Raw genomic sequence first — 17,348 nt, 5'->3', positions numbered from 1 at the left:
GTTGCATCTGGCCAGACTCCAGCGTCTCTACCTTTCCGAGCCCACCATGCCAACCATCGCCCATTCGTCTGCCTCGCTCTGCACCGGTGTTTCGCCGGCGGCGCTGGGCTGGCCGCGCGATGCCCTTTTGCGCCGCCGTCGTGCGGTGCTGTTCGCCTTCACCTTCTCGCCTCACACCGCTGCCTGACGGCAGTTGCTGCCTCTGTTGCAGGCGTCACGCCCTGGGCGTGGCCACGTCTTCGTATTTATACGCGCCTGGCCACCGGGTCAGGCGGAGGTCGAAAATGAACAATCGTCATGTATTGGCGCTGCTGATCGCCGCGGTCTCGGTGGTCGGTTTGAGCATGGGAGCGACGCTCCCTCTGGTATCACTGCGCCTGCACGAAGCGGGTGCCGATTCACTGGCCATTGGGGTGATCAGCGCCATGCCGGCCGTGGGGATGATCCTTGCGGCCCTGCTCAGCACATTGCTGAGTCGCCACTGCCGCGGCCGTACGATCTATCTGGCGTGCTTCATGCTCTGCGCCGTGAGCGCCGCCAGCCTGCAATGGCTGGGTAGCCACCTGCCGGCACTGGCCGTCAGCCGTCTGGTCATGGGCCTGGCCATGGGCGTGGTGGTGATTCTCGGCGAGTCCTGGGTCAACCAGTTGTGCGATCCGCAGCGGCGCGGCCAGACCGTCGCGCTCTATGCCGCCTGCTTTACCGGTTGCCAACTGGGCGGGCCGGCGCTGATCGGCCTGCTTGGCACCCAGGGTGCCTGGATCGTACTGATCGTGACTCTGGCCAACCTGCTGACGGTGGCGCTGATCTGGCAGCGACTGCCCCGCGAGTTGAGCGGCGAAGAACGACACGAGCGGCGCTTTTCGCTGCTGGGCTTTTTCCGCGTGGCGCCAGCGCTGTGTATCGGGGTGCTGTTCTTTTCGTTCTTCGATGCAGTGATTCTCTCGCTGTTTCCCCTCTACGCCAGCAGCCAGGGTTTCGCCCTCGCCACCGCCGCGCTGATGGCCAGCGTGATCCTGGCCGGCGACATGCTGTTTCAGGTGCCGCTTGGCTGGCTCGCGGATCGGCTCGACCGTCGCGCCCTGCACCTGGCTTGCGGATTACTCAGCCTGGCATGTGGCATCACCCTGCCCTGGCTACTCGCCTACCCACCGCTGCTGTGGCCAACCCTGGTGCTGCTTGGCGCGGCGGCAGGCGGCGTCTACACCCTGGCGCTGATCCTGATCGGCGAGGATTTTCACGGCGCCGACCTGATCACCGCCAACGCCAGCGTTGGCATGCTGTGGGGCGTCGGCAGTCTGCTCGGGCCATTGCTCAGCGGTGCCCTGATGGGCGGTAGCGCCCACGGCCTGCCGCTCGCGCTGTGCCTTGCAGCCAGCCTGTTCGTGTTGGCCGCGCTTTCGGCGTTGCGCGCGTCACGCCGCACGCTGAGTCAACGAGACACGACCTGAAAGACGCCTTCGCTCGAACCGCGGCCTGACGATTTCCTTCAATACGGCCTAGGTACGGAGCGACAGACTGGCGGGCCTTTCTTCCCAGACGAGCGATGCCCGCCATGCAGCAGTTCCTGATCATTACCGCCGCCCACTTCCTGGCGCTGATTTCCCCCGGTCCGGACTTCTTTCTGGTCGCCCGCACGTCCCTGGCAGCGGGCTGGCGGGTCGCCAGTGGCGCCTGCCTGGGCATCGCCGTGGCCAACGGAGCGTTCATCGTCGCCGCCTTTACCGGCGTGTCGGTACTGCAGCCTGGTAGCGCGCCGTTCATCACACTGCAACTGGTCGGCTGCCTGTACCTGCTGTACCTGGGCGTACTGTTCATTCGCCATGCCGGCAGCAGCGTGCTGCAGGCACCGGGCGAGGCGGCGCCTGCCGGCCGGGCCTCCTGGCTGCAGGCGGTCGGCATGGGTTTTCTGTCCGGCATTCTCAACCCCAAGAACGCGCTGTTCTACGTCAGCCTGGCGAGCATGCTGGGCGCCCAGAGCAGTGCCGGCTGGAAGGCGTTCTATGGCGTGTGGATGTTCGCCGTGGTGCTCGGCTGGGATCTGCTGGTGGCCCTGGCCATCGGCAATGGCCGGCTGCTGCGCAACTTCCAGCGCACCCAGCCGCTGCTCGAACGGCTCTCCGGCCTGGTACTGATCGCCCTGGCCGTGGGCATGCTGGTGATGCTGCTGAAGGGTTGAATGCCTGCAGCGCCAGGAAGCGCTGCAGGTTTTGCCGCCTGGTCAGACCCGAAAGCGCTGCACCTGGCTCTGCAGCGCGCCGCCGAGCTTGGCCAGTTCCTGGCTCGCCTCGCTGGTCTGCTCGCTGGCGGTGTAGGCCTGCTCGGTGATGCCGCGCACGTTCAACACGCTGCGGTTGATCTCCTCGGCCACCGCGCCCTGCTGCTCGGCCGCGGCGGCGATCTGCTGGGTCATGCTCTGCACGGCGGAAATGTTCGAGGTGATGCTCGACAGCGCCTGCCCTGCATTGCGGGCCAGTTCGACGCTGTAGGTGGTCAGGCTGAGGCTGGCGTCCATGCGCTGCACGGCGTTGCGGGTGCCCTGCTGCAACGCGCCGATCAGCCCTTCGATCTCCTGGGTGGACTGCTGGGTGCGCTGCGCCAGGCCACGCACCTCGTCGGCCACCACGGCGAACCCACGGCCAGCCTCGCCGGCCCGTGCTGCCTCAATGGCGGCGTTGAGCGCCAGCAGGTTGGTCTGCTCGGCGACCGACTTGATCACGTCCAGCATGCTGCCGATACGGTCACTCTCGGCGGCCAGGCTACCGATGGCATCGCTGGTCAGCTGCACCTCGCCGGTAAGGTTCTCGATCTGCTCGATGGCCTTGAGCACGATACGCGCCCCCTCGTTGGCATCACGTGCCGCATGATCCACCGCACTGGCGGTGTCCACCGCGTTACGGGCCACGTCGTGCACAGTAGTGGTCATTTCGTGCATGGCGGTGGCGACCTGCTCGGTTTCCAGCTTCTGTTCGCTGGCACCGGCACGGGTCTGCTGGGTGATGGCCGAGAGTTCTTCGGTGGCGCTGGCTATCTGCGTCGCGCCATCGCCGATGTGGCCGATCAGTTGCCGCAGGTTGCTGGCCATCTCATCCAGGCCCTGTTCGAGTTGACCGATTTCATCGCCGCGTCGGCTGGTGGCCTGGTAAGTCAGGTCGCCGGCCGCGATACGCCGCACATTCTGCAGGGCGGCGCGCAGCGGCGGTGCAATCTGCCGGGTAATCAGCACCGCGCCGATCACGCCCAGCGTAAGGGCGAGCAGCAGACACAGGCCCATGGTCCAGGCAGCCTTGTCGGTGTCTTCGGCGCGCAGCTGCATCTGGTTGGCGTACAGCTCCTGGCTGATGCGCAGCATGTTGTCGCCCTGCTTCTGCACCTCGGCACTGCTGGTGTTGATCTGCTGCAGCGCACTCTGGTGGGTCTGCAGCGAGTCTCGGTAGCCCTGCACCACCTGGCCGAGCTCGGCAAGCGCCGCACCATCGGCGCTGTCCAGCGCCTGGCGCAGCACGCCGAGGCTGGCCAGCGTCTTGTCGACCGCCCCGGCAGCGGCGGCGAAACTCTTGGGGTTGTTGCTGTAGGTGTAAGCACGGGTTTCGAAGCGGGCGAACAGGAACTGCATCTGCACGTCCTTCACCGCGCGATAGACCTTGTATTGGGTTTCCACGTCGGCGCTTTCGGTGACGTACTTGTCCAGCCCGTCGAGCAGCTGCAGCGCCTTGTCGCCGGTGGTACGGCGTACCAGGCGCGAGGCGTCGATCTGCTGGTAAGCAGCCTTAAGGCCGTCGACGCCCACGCGGTAGGCCTGCAGGCTCTGGGTCATGTCGTCGAGGTGCTTGAGGTTGAATGGCGTAGTGAAGAACGCCTTGAGGCCTGCGAGGGTCTGGGCGGTGGTATCGATCTTGGCGTCCAGTACCTTGGCGTTGTCGACGTCGCCCTGGCTCTGTAGATAGTCGCCGCGGGCCAGGCGCATGTCGCCCATGTCATCCATCAGCTTGTTGACCGCGCCCATGCGGTCCATCCGGTAGGACAACCCGGAGATGGAGCTCCAGCCGGACCAGAAGATCAGCAGGCTCATCAATAACAACAAGCCGAAGCCGATCATCAGCTTTTTGGCGACACTCACGCTGGCGAGCCAGCGGTACATGGCAGAACTCCTTCCCCTAGTTTTCATAAGTCACCGCAACGAGGCGAACTGCATCCTATGGGTGGATGCTTGCGCCAGGCGCGTAGTCCCGCCCAGGCTTGCCTGCTCGCTCGACTCCATACGGCCGAGCGCTCCACCTAAGGGCAGCCAGCAACGCTACATCGTGTCGAGGGCATAGCCGGATATCGGGCGTACGGCAAAAGCTGGAGAGCCAGCGGCCAGCGGCCAGCATCAGCTCGATCAGCTGACCGGTGGAGGTAGCATCAACGCAGCAATAAGACGGGAACGTAGCGAGAGTGGCAGACGCCAATAATTCAATCCAATGCAAATATAGGATTTTTTATTCAACAAAATGCATTAATCGAGACGTGGTAGATCCTGCCTGCAGAAACGCTGGGTGCTAGTCGTTTGCACTGCCAGCTCGCGATATCCCTACCGATCCTGAGCACCGAGTGCGCGCCTGACGGCCTGGCGTTGCGGCTGGCGCATCAAATGACGGATTGCCCGATAACAAGCGAGACTACCTAGGCCGGCGAAGCCGATCACCAGGCAAATGGGCCGCGCCGTGCCGTCTGCCAATACGCTGACCAGCCAGCTGAACAAAGCCCCGCAAGCGAACTGCAAGGAGATGCCCAAGCCCACCGCGGCGCCGGCATTACCGGGGAACAGCCCCATCAGGCTGGCAATGCAGTTGGCGCCGATCAGGCCACTGATGCCCATGAACAGCAGCACGCCGCCAGTGATCGAGAACGGCTGCCCCCAACCGGTCAGGCCGATGACGATCAGCAGCGCGCCCGCACAAGCCGCCACTACGCTGCCGACACCGAGCATCTGCAGCGGCCCCAGGCGCCGCACCAGCCGCGCGTTGATGATGGTGGCCACAATGATGCCGACGATGTTCAGCCCGAACAGCAGGCTGAACGCCCGTGGCGAGAAACCGAAGTGGTGGATGAACAGGAACGGCGACGCGGTGATGAAGGCGAACATGCCGCCCACCGACAGGCCCATGGCCAGGATGTAGCACAGCGCCAATGGGTCACGCAGTACGGTGAAGTAGTGGCGAAAGGAGCCCAGCACTGACTGCGTGCGCGAGCTGACAGGCAAGCTCTCCTGCAGGGAGGTGGCTACCGCGAACAGACAACCGGCGCCGAGCAGAAACAGCATCACGAAGATGATCCGCCAGCCACCAAGCAGCACCAGATAGGTGCCCATGATGGGCGCCAGCAGCGTGGCGACCATGGCGATCACGTGCATCAGCGACAGCACCCGCGCCGCCTCGCTCAGGGGGTACAGGTCACGCACCACGGTGCGCGCCAGCACCAGAGCACCCGCACCGCCGACCGCCTGCAGAAAACGCAGCACGATCAGTTGCTCGACGCTCGTCACCCAGATGCAGCCAGCCGAGGCGAGGATGTACAGCAGCAGACTGCCGAGCATCAGGCGGCGGCGCCCGTAGCGGTCCGACAACGGCCCATAGAGCAACATGCCCGAGCAGAGTCCGGCCAGAAACACACCGATGGTCAGCTGCACCTGGGCATCGCGAGTGCCCAGCTCGCGCGCGATGTCCGGCAGGCTCGGCAGGTAAGTGTCGATGGACAGCGGCGAAAAAGCGGCGAGCGTGGCCAGCAGCCACACGAGCCAGCGTGGCTGGGTTTGCGATGTCATTCAGGCGCTCTCAGGTTGGCGAAGGGACGAATCAGCCGGTAGCGCGGCGGGTTTCGGACGGGTACTCGCCGAACAGGCCGCGGTAGTTCCGCGAGAAATGGCTCAGGTGATAGAAGCCCATCTGCGCCGCCGCTTCGCCCACACCGCAGGCCTCGGTCGAGGTGCTGGCCAGGCGCCGGCGTACCGCGTTGAGGCGCAGGTTACGCAGGTACTCCACCGGCGGAATGCCAGCCACCACATGGAAGCTGTTCTGCAAGGTGCGGCGGCTGACGCGCAGGCGCTCGCACAGATCCAGCACGCTCAGCGGCTCGTCGGCACAATCGCGGGCCAGCTCCTGGCTTTTCTTCACCAGGTACGAGCTGACCGCCAGGTTACCGTGACGGCCGCGGCTTTCGCTCTGGGCACTGCCGAACAGGTCCAGCAGGGCATCGATCAGGCCGTCCTCGAGCAGCCGCTCGGCCGCCTCACTGACCTCGTCCGCCTTGTGCAGCAGATGCTGGAACACCGGATAGACATGCTGCTGAAAGCGCTTGAGCGCCGCATCCGGTACGGCGATCTGCGAAGCGCTCTTGAGCAAATCGAGTTGCTGCTGCGGCAACTCCAGCGCCGCCAGCTTGGCGAAACGCACGGTGTCCACTGTCACCGCGAGCAAATGCGTGCCTTCCGGGGCGTGCAGCAGGAACTCCTCACCGTCACGTAGTAGCACCACACTATGGGCGCCCACTTCGTGCTTCTGCACCACCGGTGCGCAGGCCGAGTTGAGCACCAGGGCCAGACACAGGCGCCCTTTTGGCGCGTGGCCATGCTGCACCACACGTTTGTCGAGCACTTCCTGAAAGATCTGGAAGCGCTCGGAAGACACCTGCTGCAACTGCGTGCTCAGGCTGCCACGGCCGAGTTGGTCATACACCTGGCGCCAGCCGAGAATCGAGCCGGCGTGTTGTTGTGGGTCATTGAAGGAACGGACTTCTGCGAACATGATCACTGCACTCCACGGCTTGTGTGTAACGCTTAGCTACACGCGGCTCTGGCGGTAAACGGCGCTGTATCGAATCGCACCATTTGCCCTTCCCGGCCGCATTTATTGTTTTCTGCTACACCGCCCAACCAGGCGATATGCCACTACAGGCTCTCCGGCCCTTGTCCCGCTTGAAACTGCAAAGCCAACTCCATGCCAAGCATGCTCAGCCGATAGACGCCGGGCTCGATTCCGACAGGCGGTAGCAGCGCACCGGACAGGATGATCTGGCCGGCAGCCAGCCGATGCCCATCGGCCAGCAAGCGGCGGATCAGCCAACAGGTGTTGCTCAGCGGTGATTCGTCGCCCTGACTGCTGACCCCGCCGCCCAGCGCGTGACCTTCATGCACCAGGCGATACTCCACCTGAGCATGACGACGTGCATCGAAAGGCTGCCGGGCGGAGAGGCAGTAGCCGGACGCCGCCGAGTTGTCGGCCACGAAGGCGCCGGCCTCGAAACCCCAGCTCTGCCATCGGCAATCGGCGATTTCGAAGGCGGCGGCCACCTCGCCGATGGCCGCGAAAAGCTCCTCATCACTGTAGAAACCGGGGTTCAGATCCTGGCCCAGCACCAGGGCCAGCTCGATTTCCAGCTTGGGCTGGATCAACTGGGTGAGATCCACCGCCTGACCTTCGGTCACCGCCATGGCATCGGTAAGCGCACCGTACACCGGCTCGCTCAGGCCGAAGCGGCGCTGCGCTGCGGCGCCTGCGAAGGCCACTTTCCAGCCGCTCAGGCGTTCATGCCGCGCTTCACGCACCAGCACGCCCAGGCGCTGCAGTTCGTAACCGGCGGCCAAGTCCAGGCCGTCGCCCTGCTCACGAGGCAGTGCCACCCGCTCGCGCGCTGCCTGCAGCAGGCGCTGGGCCAGATTGGCCTGACTCATGACAGTTGCCCCTGCAGCTTGGCCAGCACGCTTTCCAGCCGCTCCGGCGTAGTGATGGCAGCGACGAAGCGATCCGGACGCACCACCACCACGCAGTCGCGCACCTTGGCAAACCAGTTGCCCAGCTTGTTGTCGACGTCTTCCACGCTGATCACCCCGTCGGCGCTCAGCGGCTGGTTGCGGCTGCCGCTGCGCGAGCGATTGACCTGGATGAACTGGGTATTCCAGCGCGCCCAGTAAGCCTTGGTCGCGTCGCTGAGTTCGGCGGTCGGGTTGACCCGATAACCGAGCACCGCATAGGAGTCGCCGAGCACCTCGTCGAGGCGGCGGCGATTGCGCTCACCGTCTTCGATGTAGGGCTGCACGAACAGCTGGCCGACCAGATCGCCTTCGCGCAGCTCTTCACGCTCGTGATGCACCAGGCCCTTGATGATGGTGGCCTTGGGCTTGAACTTGAACTCCAGCAGGTGCGAGCGCAGGTTGTCGACGGTGTTCACCGCCTGGAACAGCCAGTCACGCACGCCAGCCATCAGCGGATTGGTCAGGCCCAGCACGGCGCCCATGTTGTCGGCCAGGCTGATCAGGTCGGTGGCATGACCACGGCGCTCGACGTCGTAACTGGCGATGATCTTCGGCGAGGCGCGGCTCTTGAGCACGGCAACCAGCTTCCAGGCCAGGTTGGCGACGTCACGCAGGCCGGAGTTCAGGCCCTGACCGGCCCACGGCGGCGAGATGTGTGCGGCGTCGCCGACCAGGGCCACGCGGCCTTCGACGAAGCGCGCGGCGACCCGTGAATTGTGGGTGTAGGCGCGGATACGCACGATTTCCAGTTCATCCACCGCATCGCCGATATGGCCGCGAATGAGCTGGCGAATGGTGGATTCCTCGCACATCTTCGCCTCGTCCTCACCCTCCTTGAGCATGAACTCCCAACGGCGCTGGCGGTACGGCAGGTAGATACACACGAACGGCCGCTCGGGGTCGGCATGCAGTGCGGTGTACGGCGCATCCAGCGAATCGTTGGTGACGTCGACCACCACCCACTTGCGCGGATGGGTCATGCCCAGCAATTCGATGCCGAGCTTCTTACGTACGCAGGAGCGGCCACCGTCGGCGCCAACCACGTATTGCGCATGCAGCTCATAGGATTCGCCGTCGGCGCCCTTGACCTGCAGGGTCACGCCCTCCTCGTTCTGGCTGAGGTCGAGCATTTCGTGGCCCTGACGCAGCTCGACGCTCTCGCGGCGTGGCAGCGCGTCACGCAGGGTGCCTTCGAGCAGCTGCTGCATGAAGATGTTGCGCATCGGCCAGCCATATTCGGCGACCGTCGGTTTGACCTCGGCGAAGCACACGCCGCGGGCGTTGTAGTAGCGCAGCGGCACGTCGCAGATCATGTCGCGGATGGCGGTGTCGGCGATACCGATGCCCTGCAGTACGCGCAACGCCTCATCGTCCATGCCTACCGCACGCGGGTACGGCAGGATGCCCTCGGACAGCTCCAGCACCACGCATTCGATGCCGTGCAGGCCCATGTAGTGGGCCATGGCGATGCCATTCGGGCCTCCGCCGACGATGACTACCTGAGTCGTCTCGCGTTTCATGCTTTCACCTGCTTCTTGTAGGTTTTGGTGTAGTTGGGGCTAGCTTCGCTGTGCCCGCAGGAAGTCGCCGACGACCTCGTTGAACACGGCACTCTGGTCGTCGTGCACGTAGTGGCTGGCGTCGGCGATCACGGTTGTCTGGATGTTGCGATTGGCGCTTTCCAGCGCGCTCAGGGTTTGCAGTGGCAGGAAGTCAGAGCGCCCGCCACGGATGAACAGCGTCGGGCAGTCCAGCGCATGCACAGCCGGCCACAGGTCGGTCGGAGTGATGCTCAGGCGCGCCTCGGCGATGCCCTGCTGATCATGGCGCCAGGTGACGCCCTGCTCGGTTTCCTTCATCGAATGGGCCAGCCGCGAGGCCAGACCTTCACTGGACAGACCGGGACGCGAGCGCTGCCAGAAGGCTCGCGCCTGCTCCCAGTCGGTGAAATACAACGGGGTTTCGCGCATCTCGCGGCGGATCCGCTCGGCGCCGTCGCCCACGCTCGACGAACCCGGGCCGATGTCTTCGATCACCAGGGCCGACAGGCGGCCCGGATGCTGGCGGGCGTATTCCAGGGCATTGGCGCCGCCCAGGGAATGGCCGACCAGCATGAAGCGATCCAAGTGCAGGTACTCGACCAGGTCTTCGAGGTCGCGCACGTAGTGCTCGGTGCAATAGGTGTGGCTGTCGGCCCAGTCACTCAGCCCACGCCCGCGTTGGTCGAGCGCATAGCAGCAGAACGCGTCGCCCAGGGACTCGGCCAGCGACTGCCAGGTCTGCGCATAGGCGCGCAGGCCGTGGAGCAGGATCACCGGCGTGGCGTCCAGATTGCCCCACTGCAGAAAGTGCAGCGGCAACTTGGAGCGGTTGTGGAAGAAGTGACTGTTGGACATGGCGGTTCTCCGGCCGGCGTGGTGCGATCAGGTCAGTCCGTTGTCGCCTTTGATGGCGTCGGCGGTCAGGCCGCCCAGGCGTGCATGCAGGCGGCCGCGGGTGGCGAAGGCCCAGATGATGATCACTTCGTCCGGCGCCGGGCCGTCACCGAAGGAGGCCGACACGGTGTCGTAGTGCGAACGCACGTAGAGGGCGTCCTTGTGAGCCAGCGGAATATCGATGGTCACGCCCGGCGCGCCGCGCTTGCCGGTAGAAGGCACCCAGGATTTGCCGCCACCCAGAGCAACGCGAATCGGATCGGCGGCCGGGTTGGTCAAAAAGGCGTTGCCGTGCTCGTACTCGCTGGCACTGCCGACCAGGCAGGCCTTGCCGTAGCTGATCACGCTGCGACCGGCGGCCAGCTCGTTGATACGACGGCCGAACTCCTTGCCGAGCAGCGGCGAATCGTTGATCAGCTCATCGAGGTTCTCGCTGAAGCGCCCGGCATAGGGATTGTGGATGGCGGCAGCGATCACGTACTTGAATACCGGCTCGCCGTCGGCCAGCTGGCCGGTTTCATTGGCATGGGTTTCTTCGGTGAAGCTGTACCACTTGCGGATGTGGTAGCTGGCGAAGTTCTTGGCTTTCATGAAGGTGTTCCTTGCTCAGAGGGGGTCGACGGTGAAGTTGCGGCTCGGCGCGCCGGCCGCCTTGAAACGCGCCTTGGCCAGCGCGTCGTCGTGTTCGGTTTCGAAGAAGAATTCCAGGCGGTTGCCGTCCGGATCATGGAAGTACAGGCCGTTGCCGATCTCGTGATCGGTGATCTTGACGATCTCCACACCCTTGCTCAGCAACATGCCGTACAGCTCGCGCAGCGTGGTCATGTCGCCGGCCACTTCCAGGCCGTAGTGCTGCAGGCCCAGCCCGCCCTGGTGGGCGCCGGGCTCGGCCTTGATCAGCGCGATGTCGTGGTGCTTGCTGCCGAAGGCCATCATCACCCAGGCTTCGCCCCGGGCACTTTCGTGCATGCCCAGCACATCGGCGTACCACAGCGCCGAGGCGTCCGGGTCGGTGACGAACAGCGAGATATGGGTGCGCAGGATGTCGATCTTCATCGCTAAGCCCTCACTTCTTGATGACGGACGTATGCCCGGCCTTGATCTGCGCGACCGCAGGCGTCCACAGCACGTCGGCGATTTCGCTGAATTCGCGCCACTGCTTCTGCCAGCCGTTACCGCCGTTCGCCGAGGTGAACAGGTGGCCGTACTTGGTACCGGCGACGATCTGCTGCGGGTTGGCCGGGTTGAAAGCGATGGCCCAGACGCAGGAGTTGGGTTGCTGCGACAGCGGCAGCACTTCCCAGGTCGCCGCGGCGTCGCGCGATACCAGCACCTTGCTGGTGGTGCCCGGGGTGCCGTCGGAGATGCTCAGGTACAAGGTGTCTTCGCTGCCCACCGGCGCATTGAGCACGCGCACGTAATACAGGCCGAAGGCTTCGGCGCCGATGATCCCGGTCCAGGTCGCGCCTTCGTCGAAGCTGCGGTACACGGCGTTGACGCACACCACCACGATCACCTTCTTGCCATGGTTGGGCAGCACCACGATGTTGTGCACATCGGAGTTGTAGTCCCACAGCAGACGGTCATCGACGCGGGTGAAGGTGTCGCCGCCATCGCGACTGTGGAACAGGCCGCCCTCTTCCAGGCCGAACCACACCTGGTTGCGGTCGGTCGGGTCGTAGGCGAAGGCCAGCAGGCGTGGCTTGCTGACGCCCTCGCAGAACTCGGGAATCTCTACCGGCACGCGGTACCAGCTGGCGCCGGCGTCCAGGGTGCGCCACAGCACGGCGCGCGACGGCGCGCCGGTGCCGACGAAGATGCGTTTGGCGTCTTTCGGATCGACCGCCACTTTCCACACGGTTTCGCCATTGAACGGCGAGTCGACGCGGGTCCACTTGCCGCCGGTGTCATGGCTCACGCACAGGCCAACGTCGGTGCCGGCGTAGATCACTTCCGGCGCTTGCGGGCTGACGCTCAGCGAGCGGGTGATGGCATCGAACTCGATGTCCTGGCCGAGGCCCAGACGATGCCAGGTCTTGCCGTCGTCGGCGCTGCGGATAACGGCCTGGCCGACGGTGGCCACCAACAGGGTTCCGTTGCTCATGATTGCCTCCTCAGATGAAGATGCCGCGGGTCAGGCCACCATCGATACCGATGGATTCGCCGGTAACGGCGGCCGCTTTGGGGGATGCCAGGAAGCCGATCAGCCAGCCCATTTCGATCGGCTGCAGGGTGCGGCGGATCGGCGTGGCGTCGATGTAGGCCTGCTCGACCTGCTCCGGGGTCTTGCCCTGCTTGACGCCTTCACGCTCGTACAGCTCGTGGATGTGCGGGGTGTCGACCACGCCGGGGTGGATCAGGTTGACGGTGATGCCCGACGGGCCGAGCTGGTCGGACAGGGTCTTGGTCATGTGGGTGATGGCCAGGTTGCGCATGCCCGACAGCACCTTGCTGCCACGACCGGTGAGGCCACCAATATTGATGATGCGGCCGAAACCAGCGGCCTTCATGTGCGGAGTCACCGCCTTGGCACAGCGGAAGTAGCCGATCACCTTGGTGTTGAGGTCCGACAGCAGCTCGTCGTCGCCGGCGTGCTCGATGTCGTTGCGCACCACGCCTGACGGCGCAGCGGCGCCATTGACCAGGATGTCGATGCGGCCGAAGTGATCCTTGGCCTGTTGCACCATGGTCGACACGGCCTGCATGTCGTTGGTGTCGCAGAACAGCGGCAGCACTTCGTTGCCGGTTTGCGCGGTGATTTCCTCGGCCGCGGCGCGCAGGTATTCCATGCGGCGTGCGCAGATCACTACCTTGCAGCCTTCCTCGGAGAGAAAGCGCGCGACTTCTTTGCCGATGCCCATGCCGCCGCCGGTGACGATGGCGACGCGGTCTTTGAGTTGCAGATCCATGATGATTCCTCTTGTTGTCGTGCGGTCAGGCGAGATCGACGTAGACGCTTTTGGTCTCGGTGTAGGCGTCGATCACGTTCTTGCTCATTTCCCGGCCCCAGCCGGATTGCTTGTAGCCACCGAAGGGCGAGGCCGGATCGACCACGTTCCAACAGTTGATCCATACCGAACCGGCCTTGAGCTGCGCGGCCAGGCGATGTGCCGAGCGCAGATCGCGGGTCCACAGGCCAGCGGCCAGGCCGTAGGGCGAGTCGTTGGCACGCTGGGCCAGTTCGTCGACGTCCGACCAGCTCATCACCGTGAGCACCGGGCCGAAGATCTCCTCGCGGGCCACGCAGGCCTGCTCGGCGCGGTCGAAGAACACCGTCGGCTCGATGAAGTGGCCCTGTTCCAGGTGCGCCGGGCGCTTGCCGCCGCAGATCAGCTCGGCACCGTCCTGCACGCCGCGCTGCAGGTAACCGCTCACGGTGTTCAACTGACGCTCGGAAACCAGCGGTCCGAGGGTGCTGCGACTGTCCAGGCCGGAGCCGATGACGTGGGCGGCGGCGTGTTTTTTCAGCTCCTCGAGCACCTGGTCGAGCACCGATTCATGCACGTACAGGCGCGAGGCGGCGGTGCACACCTGGCCCTGGTTGTAGAAAATGCCGTCGGCGGCGCCCTTGGCGGCGCGCACGATGTCGGCGTCCGGCAGGATGATGTTCGGCGACTTGCCGCCCAGCTCCAGGGATACCTTCTTCATGTTGCTGGTAGCAGCCTGAGCGATCAGGCGGCCAACGTGGGTCGAGCCGGTGAAGGCGATCTTGTCGACATCGGCGTGCTGGGACAGCGGCGCGCCGGTTCGGGCGCCGAAGCCGGTGAGCAGGTTGACCACGCCGCCAGGGAAACCCGCCTCCTCGATCAGTTGCACCAGGCGCACGGCGATCAGCGGGGTTTGCTCGGCGGGCTTGAGTACCGCGGTGCAGCCGGTGGCCAGGGCCGGGCCGAGCTTCCACACGCACATGTTCAGCGGGAAGTTCCACGGCACGATCAGTGCACACACGCCCACCGGCTCGCGCAGGGTGTAGTTGAGCATCGGCGCGCCGCTGGCCGGCGATACCGGCAGCGTGCTGCCTTCGATCTTGGTCGGCCAGCCGGCGAAGTAGCGGACGATGTTGGCGGCGCTGGTGGCCTCACCGCGGGCGGCGGCAATGGTCTTGCCGTTCTCCAGGGTGATCAGTTGCGCCAGCTCTTCGCGGTGCGCGTCGATCAACTCGGCCAGGCGAAATAGCAGGTAGCCGCGGCGCGCCGGGGTTTCCCAGCGCCACGGGCCTTCGAAGGCGGCACGGGCAGCGGCGACGGCGGCGTCGACATCGGCCTCCTCGCCCTCGGCGACTTCACATAGATGAGTGGCAGTGGCTGGGTTCTCGACGGCGAAACGCTTGCCACTGGCTGCCTCCACCCACTGACCACCGATCAGCAGGCGCTTGGGTGTGGCAAGGAATTCACGGACAGCAGGTAGCAGTTGAATCTCGCTCATGGCTCACAGCTCCATTTCGATCAGGCAGGGCGCCGCGCTGGCGATGGCATTCGCCAGGGCCTGACGCAATTCAAGGTTGGTGCGCACGGTGCTGGCCGGTACGCCGTAGCCCTTGGCCAGGGCCTTCCAGTCCACCCGCGGGCGGTCCAGTTCGGTCAGGGCCAATGCTTGCGGGCCGAAGTCGGTCACGCCGTAACGGCGCAGCTCGTTCTGCAGGATCGCGTAGCGGTGGTTGGCGGCGATCAGAATGATCACCGGCAGCTGCTCACGGGCGATGCTCCACAGGGTCTGGATGGTGTACTGGGCGCTGCCGTCCGACTGCAGGCAGAACACGGTATTGCCACGCTCGGCTAGGGCCGCACCGAAACCGGCCGGGATGCCCTGGCCGATGGCGCCGCCGGTGTTGGTCAGCACGCGGTGGCGGGCCGCGCCGGCCGAGGCGGTGAAAAACGGGTAACCGCAGGTGCCGCCCTCGATGGATACGATGCAGTCGTGAGTCAGGGCAGCGGACAGCACCTTGCCGATCGACTGCGGCGACAGTGCGTCTTCGGCCGGCGGCATCTCGATGCCTTGAGGCACAGGCACATGGGCCGGTGCCTGCAGGGCGTCGGCCACCGCGGTGATCGCGCCGACCACGTCGTCGCCGACCTCGGCCAGGGACAGCAGGCGATCACGCTCGGCCAGCCGCGAGGCGATGCCTTCGTAGCCGAAGTAGCTGATCGGTTCCGGCACACCGGCGCATACCACCAGGTCGTACTGGTCGAGAATCTCGATGGCCACTTCCGGGAAGTACGGCAGGCGGTCGAGATCCGGCAGGCCACCACCACGGTGGCTGACGCGCGGGAAGGTCTCGGCGAACAGCCGCACACCCGGCAGGTGAGCCAGGCGGCCAGCGGCCTCCAGCCCTTCAGCCGTGAGGCCGCTGTCGCCGACGATAAACACCAGGCGCTTGCCGCCCTTGAGGGCCGCTACCACCTGCTCGACCTTGTCGCCGGCCAGACGACGAACCGGCGCCAGCAGCGGCGCGAAGTGCGCGGCGCCAGCCGACACCTCGTTGGCCTGCAGGTCCATCGGCAGAATCAGGCTGGCGATCTGCCCGCGTGGCTGCCAGGCGGCCTGCACGGCGCTCTGGAAATCTTCGCCGACCCGCTCGGCGCTGCGCGAGGTGCGCACCCAGCCGGATACCGCGCCGGCCAGGGCTTCGATGTCGCTGGCCAGGGGCGGGTCGTAGTTGACGTGCCAGGAGGCGTGATCACCAATCACGTTGACGATCGGCGTGTTGGCGCGGCGGGCGTTGTGCAGGTTGGCGATGCCGTTGGCGAAGCCCGGGCCGAGGTGGGTCAGGGTCATGGCTGGCTTGCCGGCAATGCGTCCGTAACCGTCAGCGGCGCCGGTGCACACACCCTCGAACAGCGACAGCACAGGCTTGAGCGTCAGCGCAGGATGTTTCGCGATCGCGGCCACCAGGGGAATCTCGGTGGTTCCCGGGTTGGCGAAACAGTATTCGACGCCGCTGGCGGCAGCAGCTTCGATCAGTAATTCGGCACCATTCATTCGTCTGCCCTCGCAGGCTTGCGTTGTTTTTTGAGATTTATTCCATCATTCAAAAAAACCGCCAAGTTATTTTTAATGATTTACTCAAAATACGAGACAAATGAGATTTTTAAGGGTAATTTGACAAGCGTTTCTCAGACTGCGAGATTCTCTGCCCTCGCCTGCATCATCTGTGCATGCGGGCAGCGCTCGTCAGGGCCAGTAGTGGGTGCAAACGCAAAGCGGCAGGTAGCGGCCGCACAAGGAGTGAGATGAGCAGCTTGAGCAAGACCCTGGGCGTGCTGGACCTGTTTGGCCCCGAGCAACTGCAGGTGGACCCGGAAACCATCGCCGCGCGCATGGGGCTTTCCCGGGCCACGGTGTACCGCTACGTGAAGGACCTCTGCGAGGCGGGCCTGCTGACCCGCGTGGGCGCCGGCAGCTATGGCCTGGGGCCACGGATCATCGAGCTGGACTGGATGATGCGCCAGTACGATCCGATCCTCAGCGCCGGGCGCGAACTGATGCACGAGCTGGCCGACAAGACCGGCCTTGCGGTGTTCGCCAGCGTTTTCTACGACGGCCACATCATCAACACCTACATCACCGAATCCCACGATGCCTCGCACTTCGCCTTCGGCCGTGGCCACCCGCTGCCGCTGTTTCGCGGTGCGCAGTCCAAGGTGCTGGTGGCCTCGCAAAAGGGCAAACGCCTGCAAAAACTGCACGAAGAAATCGCCCGCGACCCCAGCAACCCCTACAGCACCTGCAGCTGGTCGGAGTTCGCGCGCATGGCCAAGAAGATTCGCAAGGATGGCTACAGCATCACCCACGACGAACTGAACACCGGACACACCGGTATCGCCGCCCCCATCGTCAGCGTCGATGAGAAGGAAGTGATGGGCAGTATTTCCGCGGTGGGCACCACGGCCAATTTCCGGCTGCTGCGTCAGGAGACGGTGCTCGACATGCTGATCGACACCACCAGGCACATCGCTCAGAACATCCACGCGCAGCGCTCGATACCGACTGCCTGAGAGGGATAAGGGAAAAGGAAAACCGACTGCCCGCAAGCGGGCAGTCGTGCGACCAAGCGCGTGGAGCAGGTCGCCAAGAGGGTTAGGTGAACGGCCGCTGGGGTGGCGCGTAATTTACGATCTTCA

The 17,348-nt window shown here is 64.9% G+C and carries 16 protein-coding genes and 1 pseudogene; 4 read left to right on the top strand and 13 right to left on the bottom strand.

Going from position 1 to position 17,348, the window contains the following annotated elements:
• The first annotated feature begins 46 nt into the window (after positions 1-46).
• The 3 genes from FB481_RS23155 to FB481_RS03620 all read left to right on the top strand — a co-directional run bounded on the left by FB481_RS23155 (position 47) and on the right by FB481_RS03620 (position 2,179).
• Positions 47-187: a hypothetical protein gene (locus FB481_RS23155; RefSeq protein ID WP_167363096.1), complete on the top strand. Its 141-nt coding sequence runs from the start codon at positions 47-49 to the stop codon at positions 185-187.
• 97 nt (positions 188-284) lie between these two features.
• On the top strand, positions 285-1,451 hold the full coding sequence (locus tag FB481_RS03625) for an MFS transporter (RefSeq protein WP_147175109.1): 1,167 nt from the start codon (positions 285-287) through the stop codon (positions 1,449-1,451).
• Between the two features lie 104 nt (positions 1,452-1,555).
• Entirely contained in the window at positions 1,556-2,179 is a 624-nt protein-coding gene (locus FB481_RS03620) for a LysE family translocator (protein ID WP_147175108.1), read from the top strand.
• Positions 2,180-2,221: 42 nt separating this feature from the next.
• Here the strand turns inward: FB481_RS03620 and FB481_RS23495 are convergent, their stop codons facing one another.
• From FB481_RS23495 to FB481_RS03560, 13 genes and pseudogenes are all read right to left on the bottom strand, one after another.
• Positions 2,222-3,085, bottom strand: coding sequence for a methyl-accepting chemotaxis protein (locus tag FB481_RS23495; RefSeq protein ID WP_372239540.1), 864 nt, complete (start codon positions 3,083-3,085; stop codon positions 2,222-2,224).
• A pseudogene (locus tag FB481_RS23490) lies at positions 3,077-4,072 on the bottom strand (methyl-accepting chemotaxis protein); the annotation flags it as partial. The pseudogene FB481_RS23490 and the gene FB481_RS23495, both read right to left, overlap by 9 nt.
• A 501-nt stretch (positions 4,073-4,573) precedes the next feature.
• A complete protein-coding gene (locus FB481_RS03610) occupies positions 4,574-5,806 on the bottom strand; it encodes a multidrug effflux MFS transporter (protein WP_147175106.1) in 1,233 nt (410 codons plus the stop codon).
• Positions 5,807-5,837: 31 nt separating this feature from the next.
• Positions 5,838-6,785 (bottom strand): helix-turn-helix domain-containing protein, encoded by a 948-nt coding sequence (locus FB481_RS03605; RefSeq protein WP_093502245.1) that lies wholly within the window; start codon positions 6,783-6,785, stop codon positions 5,838-5,840.
• 143 nt (positions 6,786-6,928) lie between these two features.
• Positions 6,929-7,711, bottom strand: a complete 783-nt coding sequence (locus tag FB481_RS03600) for a 2-keto-4-pentenoate hydratase (RefSeq protein WP_147175105.1) — start codon at positions 7,709-7,711, stop codon at positions 6,929-6,931.
• Positions 7,708-9,312 carry a bifunctional 3-(3-hydroxy-phenyl)propionate/3-hydroxycinnamic acid hydroxylase gene (locus FB481_RS03595; RefSeq protein ID WP_147175104.1) on the bottom strand — a complete coding sequence of 535 codons (1,605 nt, stop codon included), beginning with the start codon at positions 9,310-9,312 and terminating at the stop codon, positions 7,708-7,710. Before FB481_RS03595 ends, FB481_RS03600 begins: the two co-directional genes overlap by 4 nt.
• A gap of 39 nt (positions 9,313-9,351) precedes the next feature.
• Positions 9,352-10,188, bottom strand: coding sequence for an alpha/beta fold hydrolase (locus FB481_RS03590; protein WP_147175103.1), 837 nt, complete (start codon positions 10,186-10,188; stop codon positions 9,352-9,354).
• 27 nt (positions 10,189-10,215) lie between these two features.
• Positions 10,216-10,818, bottom strand: coding sequence for an amino acid synthesis family protein (locus FB481_RS03585; protein ID WP_075931145.1), 603 nt, complete (start codon positions 10,816-10,818; stop codon positions 10,216-10,218).
• 15 nt (positions 10,819-10,833) lie between these two features.
• Positions 10,834-11,283 (bottom strand): VOC family protein, encoded by a 450-nt coding sequence (locus FB481_RS03580; RefSeq protein WP_027906094.1) that lies wholly within the window; start codon positions 11,281-11,283, stop codon positions 10,834-10,836.
• 10 nt (positions 11,284-11,293) lie between these two features.
• On the bottom strand, positions 11,294-12,331 hold the full coding sequence (locus FB481_RS03575) for a glycosyl hydrolase (protein ID WP_147175102.1): 1,038 nt from the start codon (positions 12,329-12,331) through the stop codon (positions 11,294-11,296).
• 10 nt (positions 12,332-12,341) lie between these two features.
• Positions 12,342-13,136 carry an SDR family NAD(P)-dependent oxidoreductase gene (locus FB481_RS03570; protein ID WP_027910200.1) on the bottom strand — a complete coding sequence of 265 codons (795 nt, stop codon included), beginning with the start codon at positions 13,134-13,136 and terminating at the stop codon, positions 12,342-12,344.
• Positions 13,137-13,161: 25 nt separating this feature from the next.
• The gene (locus tag FB481_RS03565; RefSeq protein ID WP_147175101.1) at positions 13,162-14,652 is read right to left on the bottom strand and encodes an aldehyde dehydrogenase family protein; all 1,491 of its coding nucleotides are present in this window, start codon (positions 14,650-14,652) and stop codon (positions 13,162-13,164) included.
• A gap of 3 nt (positions 14,653-14,655) precedes the next feature.
• Positions 14,656-16,206, bottom strand: a complete 1,551-nt coding sequence (locus FB481_RS03560; protein WP_147175100.1) for an acetolactate synthase large subunit — start codon at positions 16,204-16,206, stop codon at positions 14,656-14,658.
• 251 nt (positions 16,207-16,457) lie between these two features.
• Here FB481_RS03560 and FB481_RS03555 point away from each other — a divergent pair, with 251 nt between their 5' ends.
• Positions 16,458-17,222 carry an IclR family transcriptional regulator gene (locus FB481_RS03555; RefSeq protein ID WP_147175099.1) on the top strand — a complete coding sequence of 255 codons (765 nt, stop codon included), beginning with the start codon at positions 16,458-16,460 and terminating at the stop codon, positions 17,220-17,222.
• Positions 17,223-17,348: the final 126 nt, after the last annotated feature.

Origin of the sequence: Pseudomonas sp. AG1028 (genome assembly GCF_007993955.1) — a bacterium.
GTDB lineage: Bacteria > Pseudomonadota > Gammaproteobacteria > Pseudomonadales > Pseudomonadaceae > Aquipseudomonas > Aquipseudomonas straminea.
This window is presented reverse-complemented; position numbering and strand designations above follow the sequence as displayed.

Bases quoted from the DNA above. Each gene is read 5' to 3' on its own strand.
- FB481_RS23155 (WP_167363096.1), top strand. From the start codon at position 47: ATGCCAACCATCGCCCATTCGTCTGCCTCGCTCTGCACCGGTGTTTCG.
- FB481_RS03625 (WP_147175109.1), top strand. From the start codon at position 285: ATGAACAATCGTCATGTATTGGCGCTGCTGATCGCCGCGGTCTCGGTG.
- FB481_RS03620 (WP_147175108.1), top strand. From the start codon at position 1,556: ATGCAGCAGTTCCTGATCATTACCGCCGCCCACTTCCTGGCGCTGATT.
- FB481_RS23495 (WP_372239540.1), bottom strand. From the start codon at position 3,085: ATGGCCAGCAACCTGCGGCAACTGATCGGCCACATCGGCGATGGCGCG.
- FB481_RS03610 (WP_147175106.1), bottom strand. From the start codon at position 5,806: ATGACATCGCAAACCCAGCCACGCTGGCTCGTGTGGCTGCTGGCCACG.
- FB481_RS03605 (WP_093502245.1), bottom strand. From the start codon at position 6,785: ATGTTCGCAGAAGTCCGTTCCTTCAATGACCCACAACAACACGCCGGC.
- FB481_RS03600 (WP_147175105.1), bottom strand. From the start codon at position 7,711: ATGAGTCAGGCCAATCTGGCCCAGCGCCTGCTGCAGGCAGCGCGCGAG.
- FB481_RS03595 (WP_147175104.1), bottom strand. From the start codon at position 9,312: ATGAAACGCGAGACGACTCAGGTAGTCATCGTCGGCGGAGGCCCGAAT.
- FB481_RS03590 (WP_147175103.1), bottom strand. From the start codon at position 10,188: ATGTCCAACAGTCACTTCTTCCACAACCGCTCCAAGTTGCCGCTGCAC.
- FB481_RS03585 (WP_075931145.1), bottom strand. From the start codon at position 10,818: ATGAAAGCCAAGAACTTCGCCAGCTACCACATCCGCAAGTGGTACAGC.
- FB481_RS03580 (WP_027906094.1), bottom strand. From the start codon at position 11,283: ATGAAGATCGACATCCTGCGCACCCATATCTCGCTGTTCGTCACCGAC.
- FB481_RS03575 (WP_147175102.1), bottom strand. From the start codon at position 12,331: ATGAGCAACGGAACCCTGTTGGTGGCCACCGTCGGCCAGGCCGTTATC.
- FB481_RS03570 (WP_027910200.1), bottom strand. From the start codon at position 13,136: ATGGATCTGCAACTCAAAGACCGCGTCGCCATCGTCACCGGCGGCGGC.
- FB481_RS03565 (WP_147175101.1), bottom strand. From the start codon at position 14,652: ATGAGCGAGATTCAACTGCTACCTGCTGTCCGTGAATTCCTTGCCACA.
- FB481_RS03560 (WP_147175100.1), bottom strand. From the start codon at position 16,206: ATGAATGGTGCCGAATTACTGATCGAAGCTGCTGCCGCCAGCGGCGTC.
- FB481_RS03555 (WP_147175099.1), top strand. From the start codon at position 16,458: ATGAGCAGCTTGAGCAAGACCCTGGGCGTGCTGGACCTGTTTGGCCCC.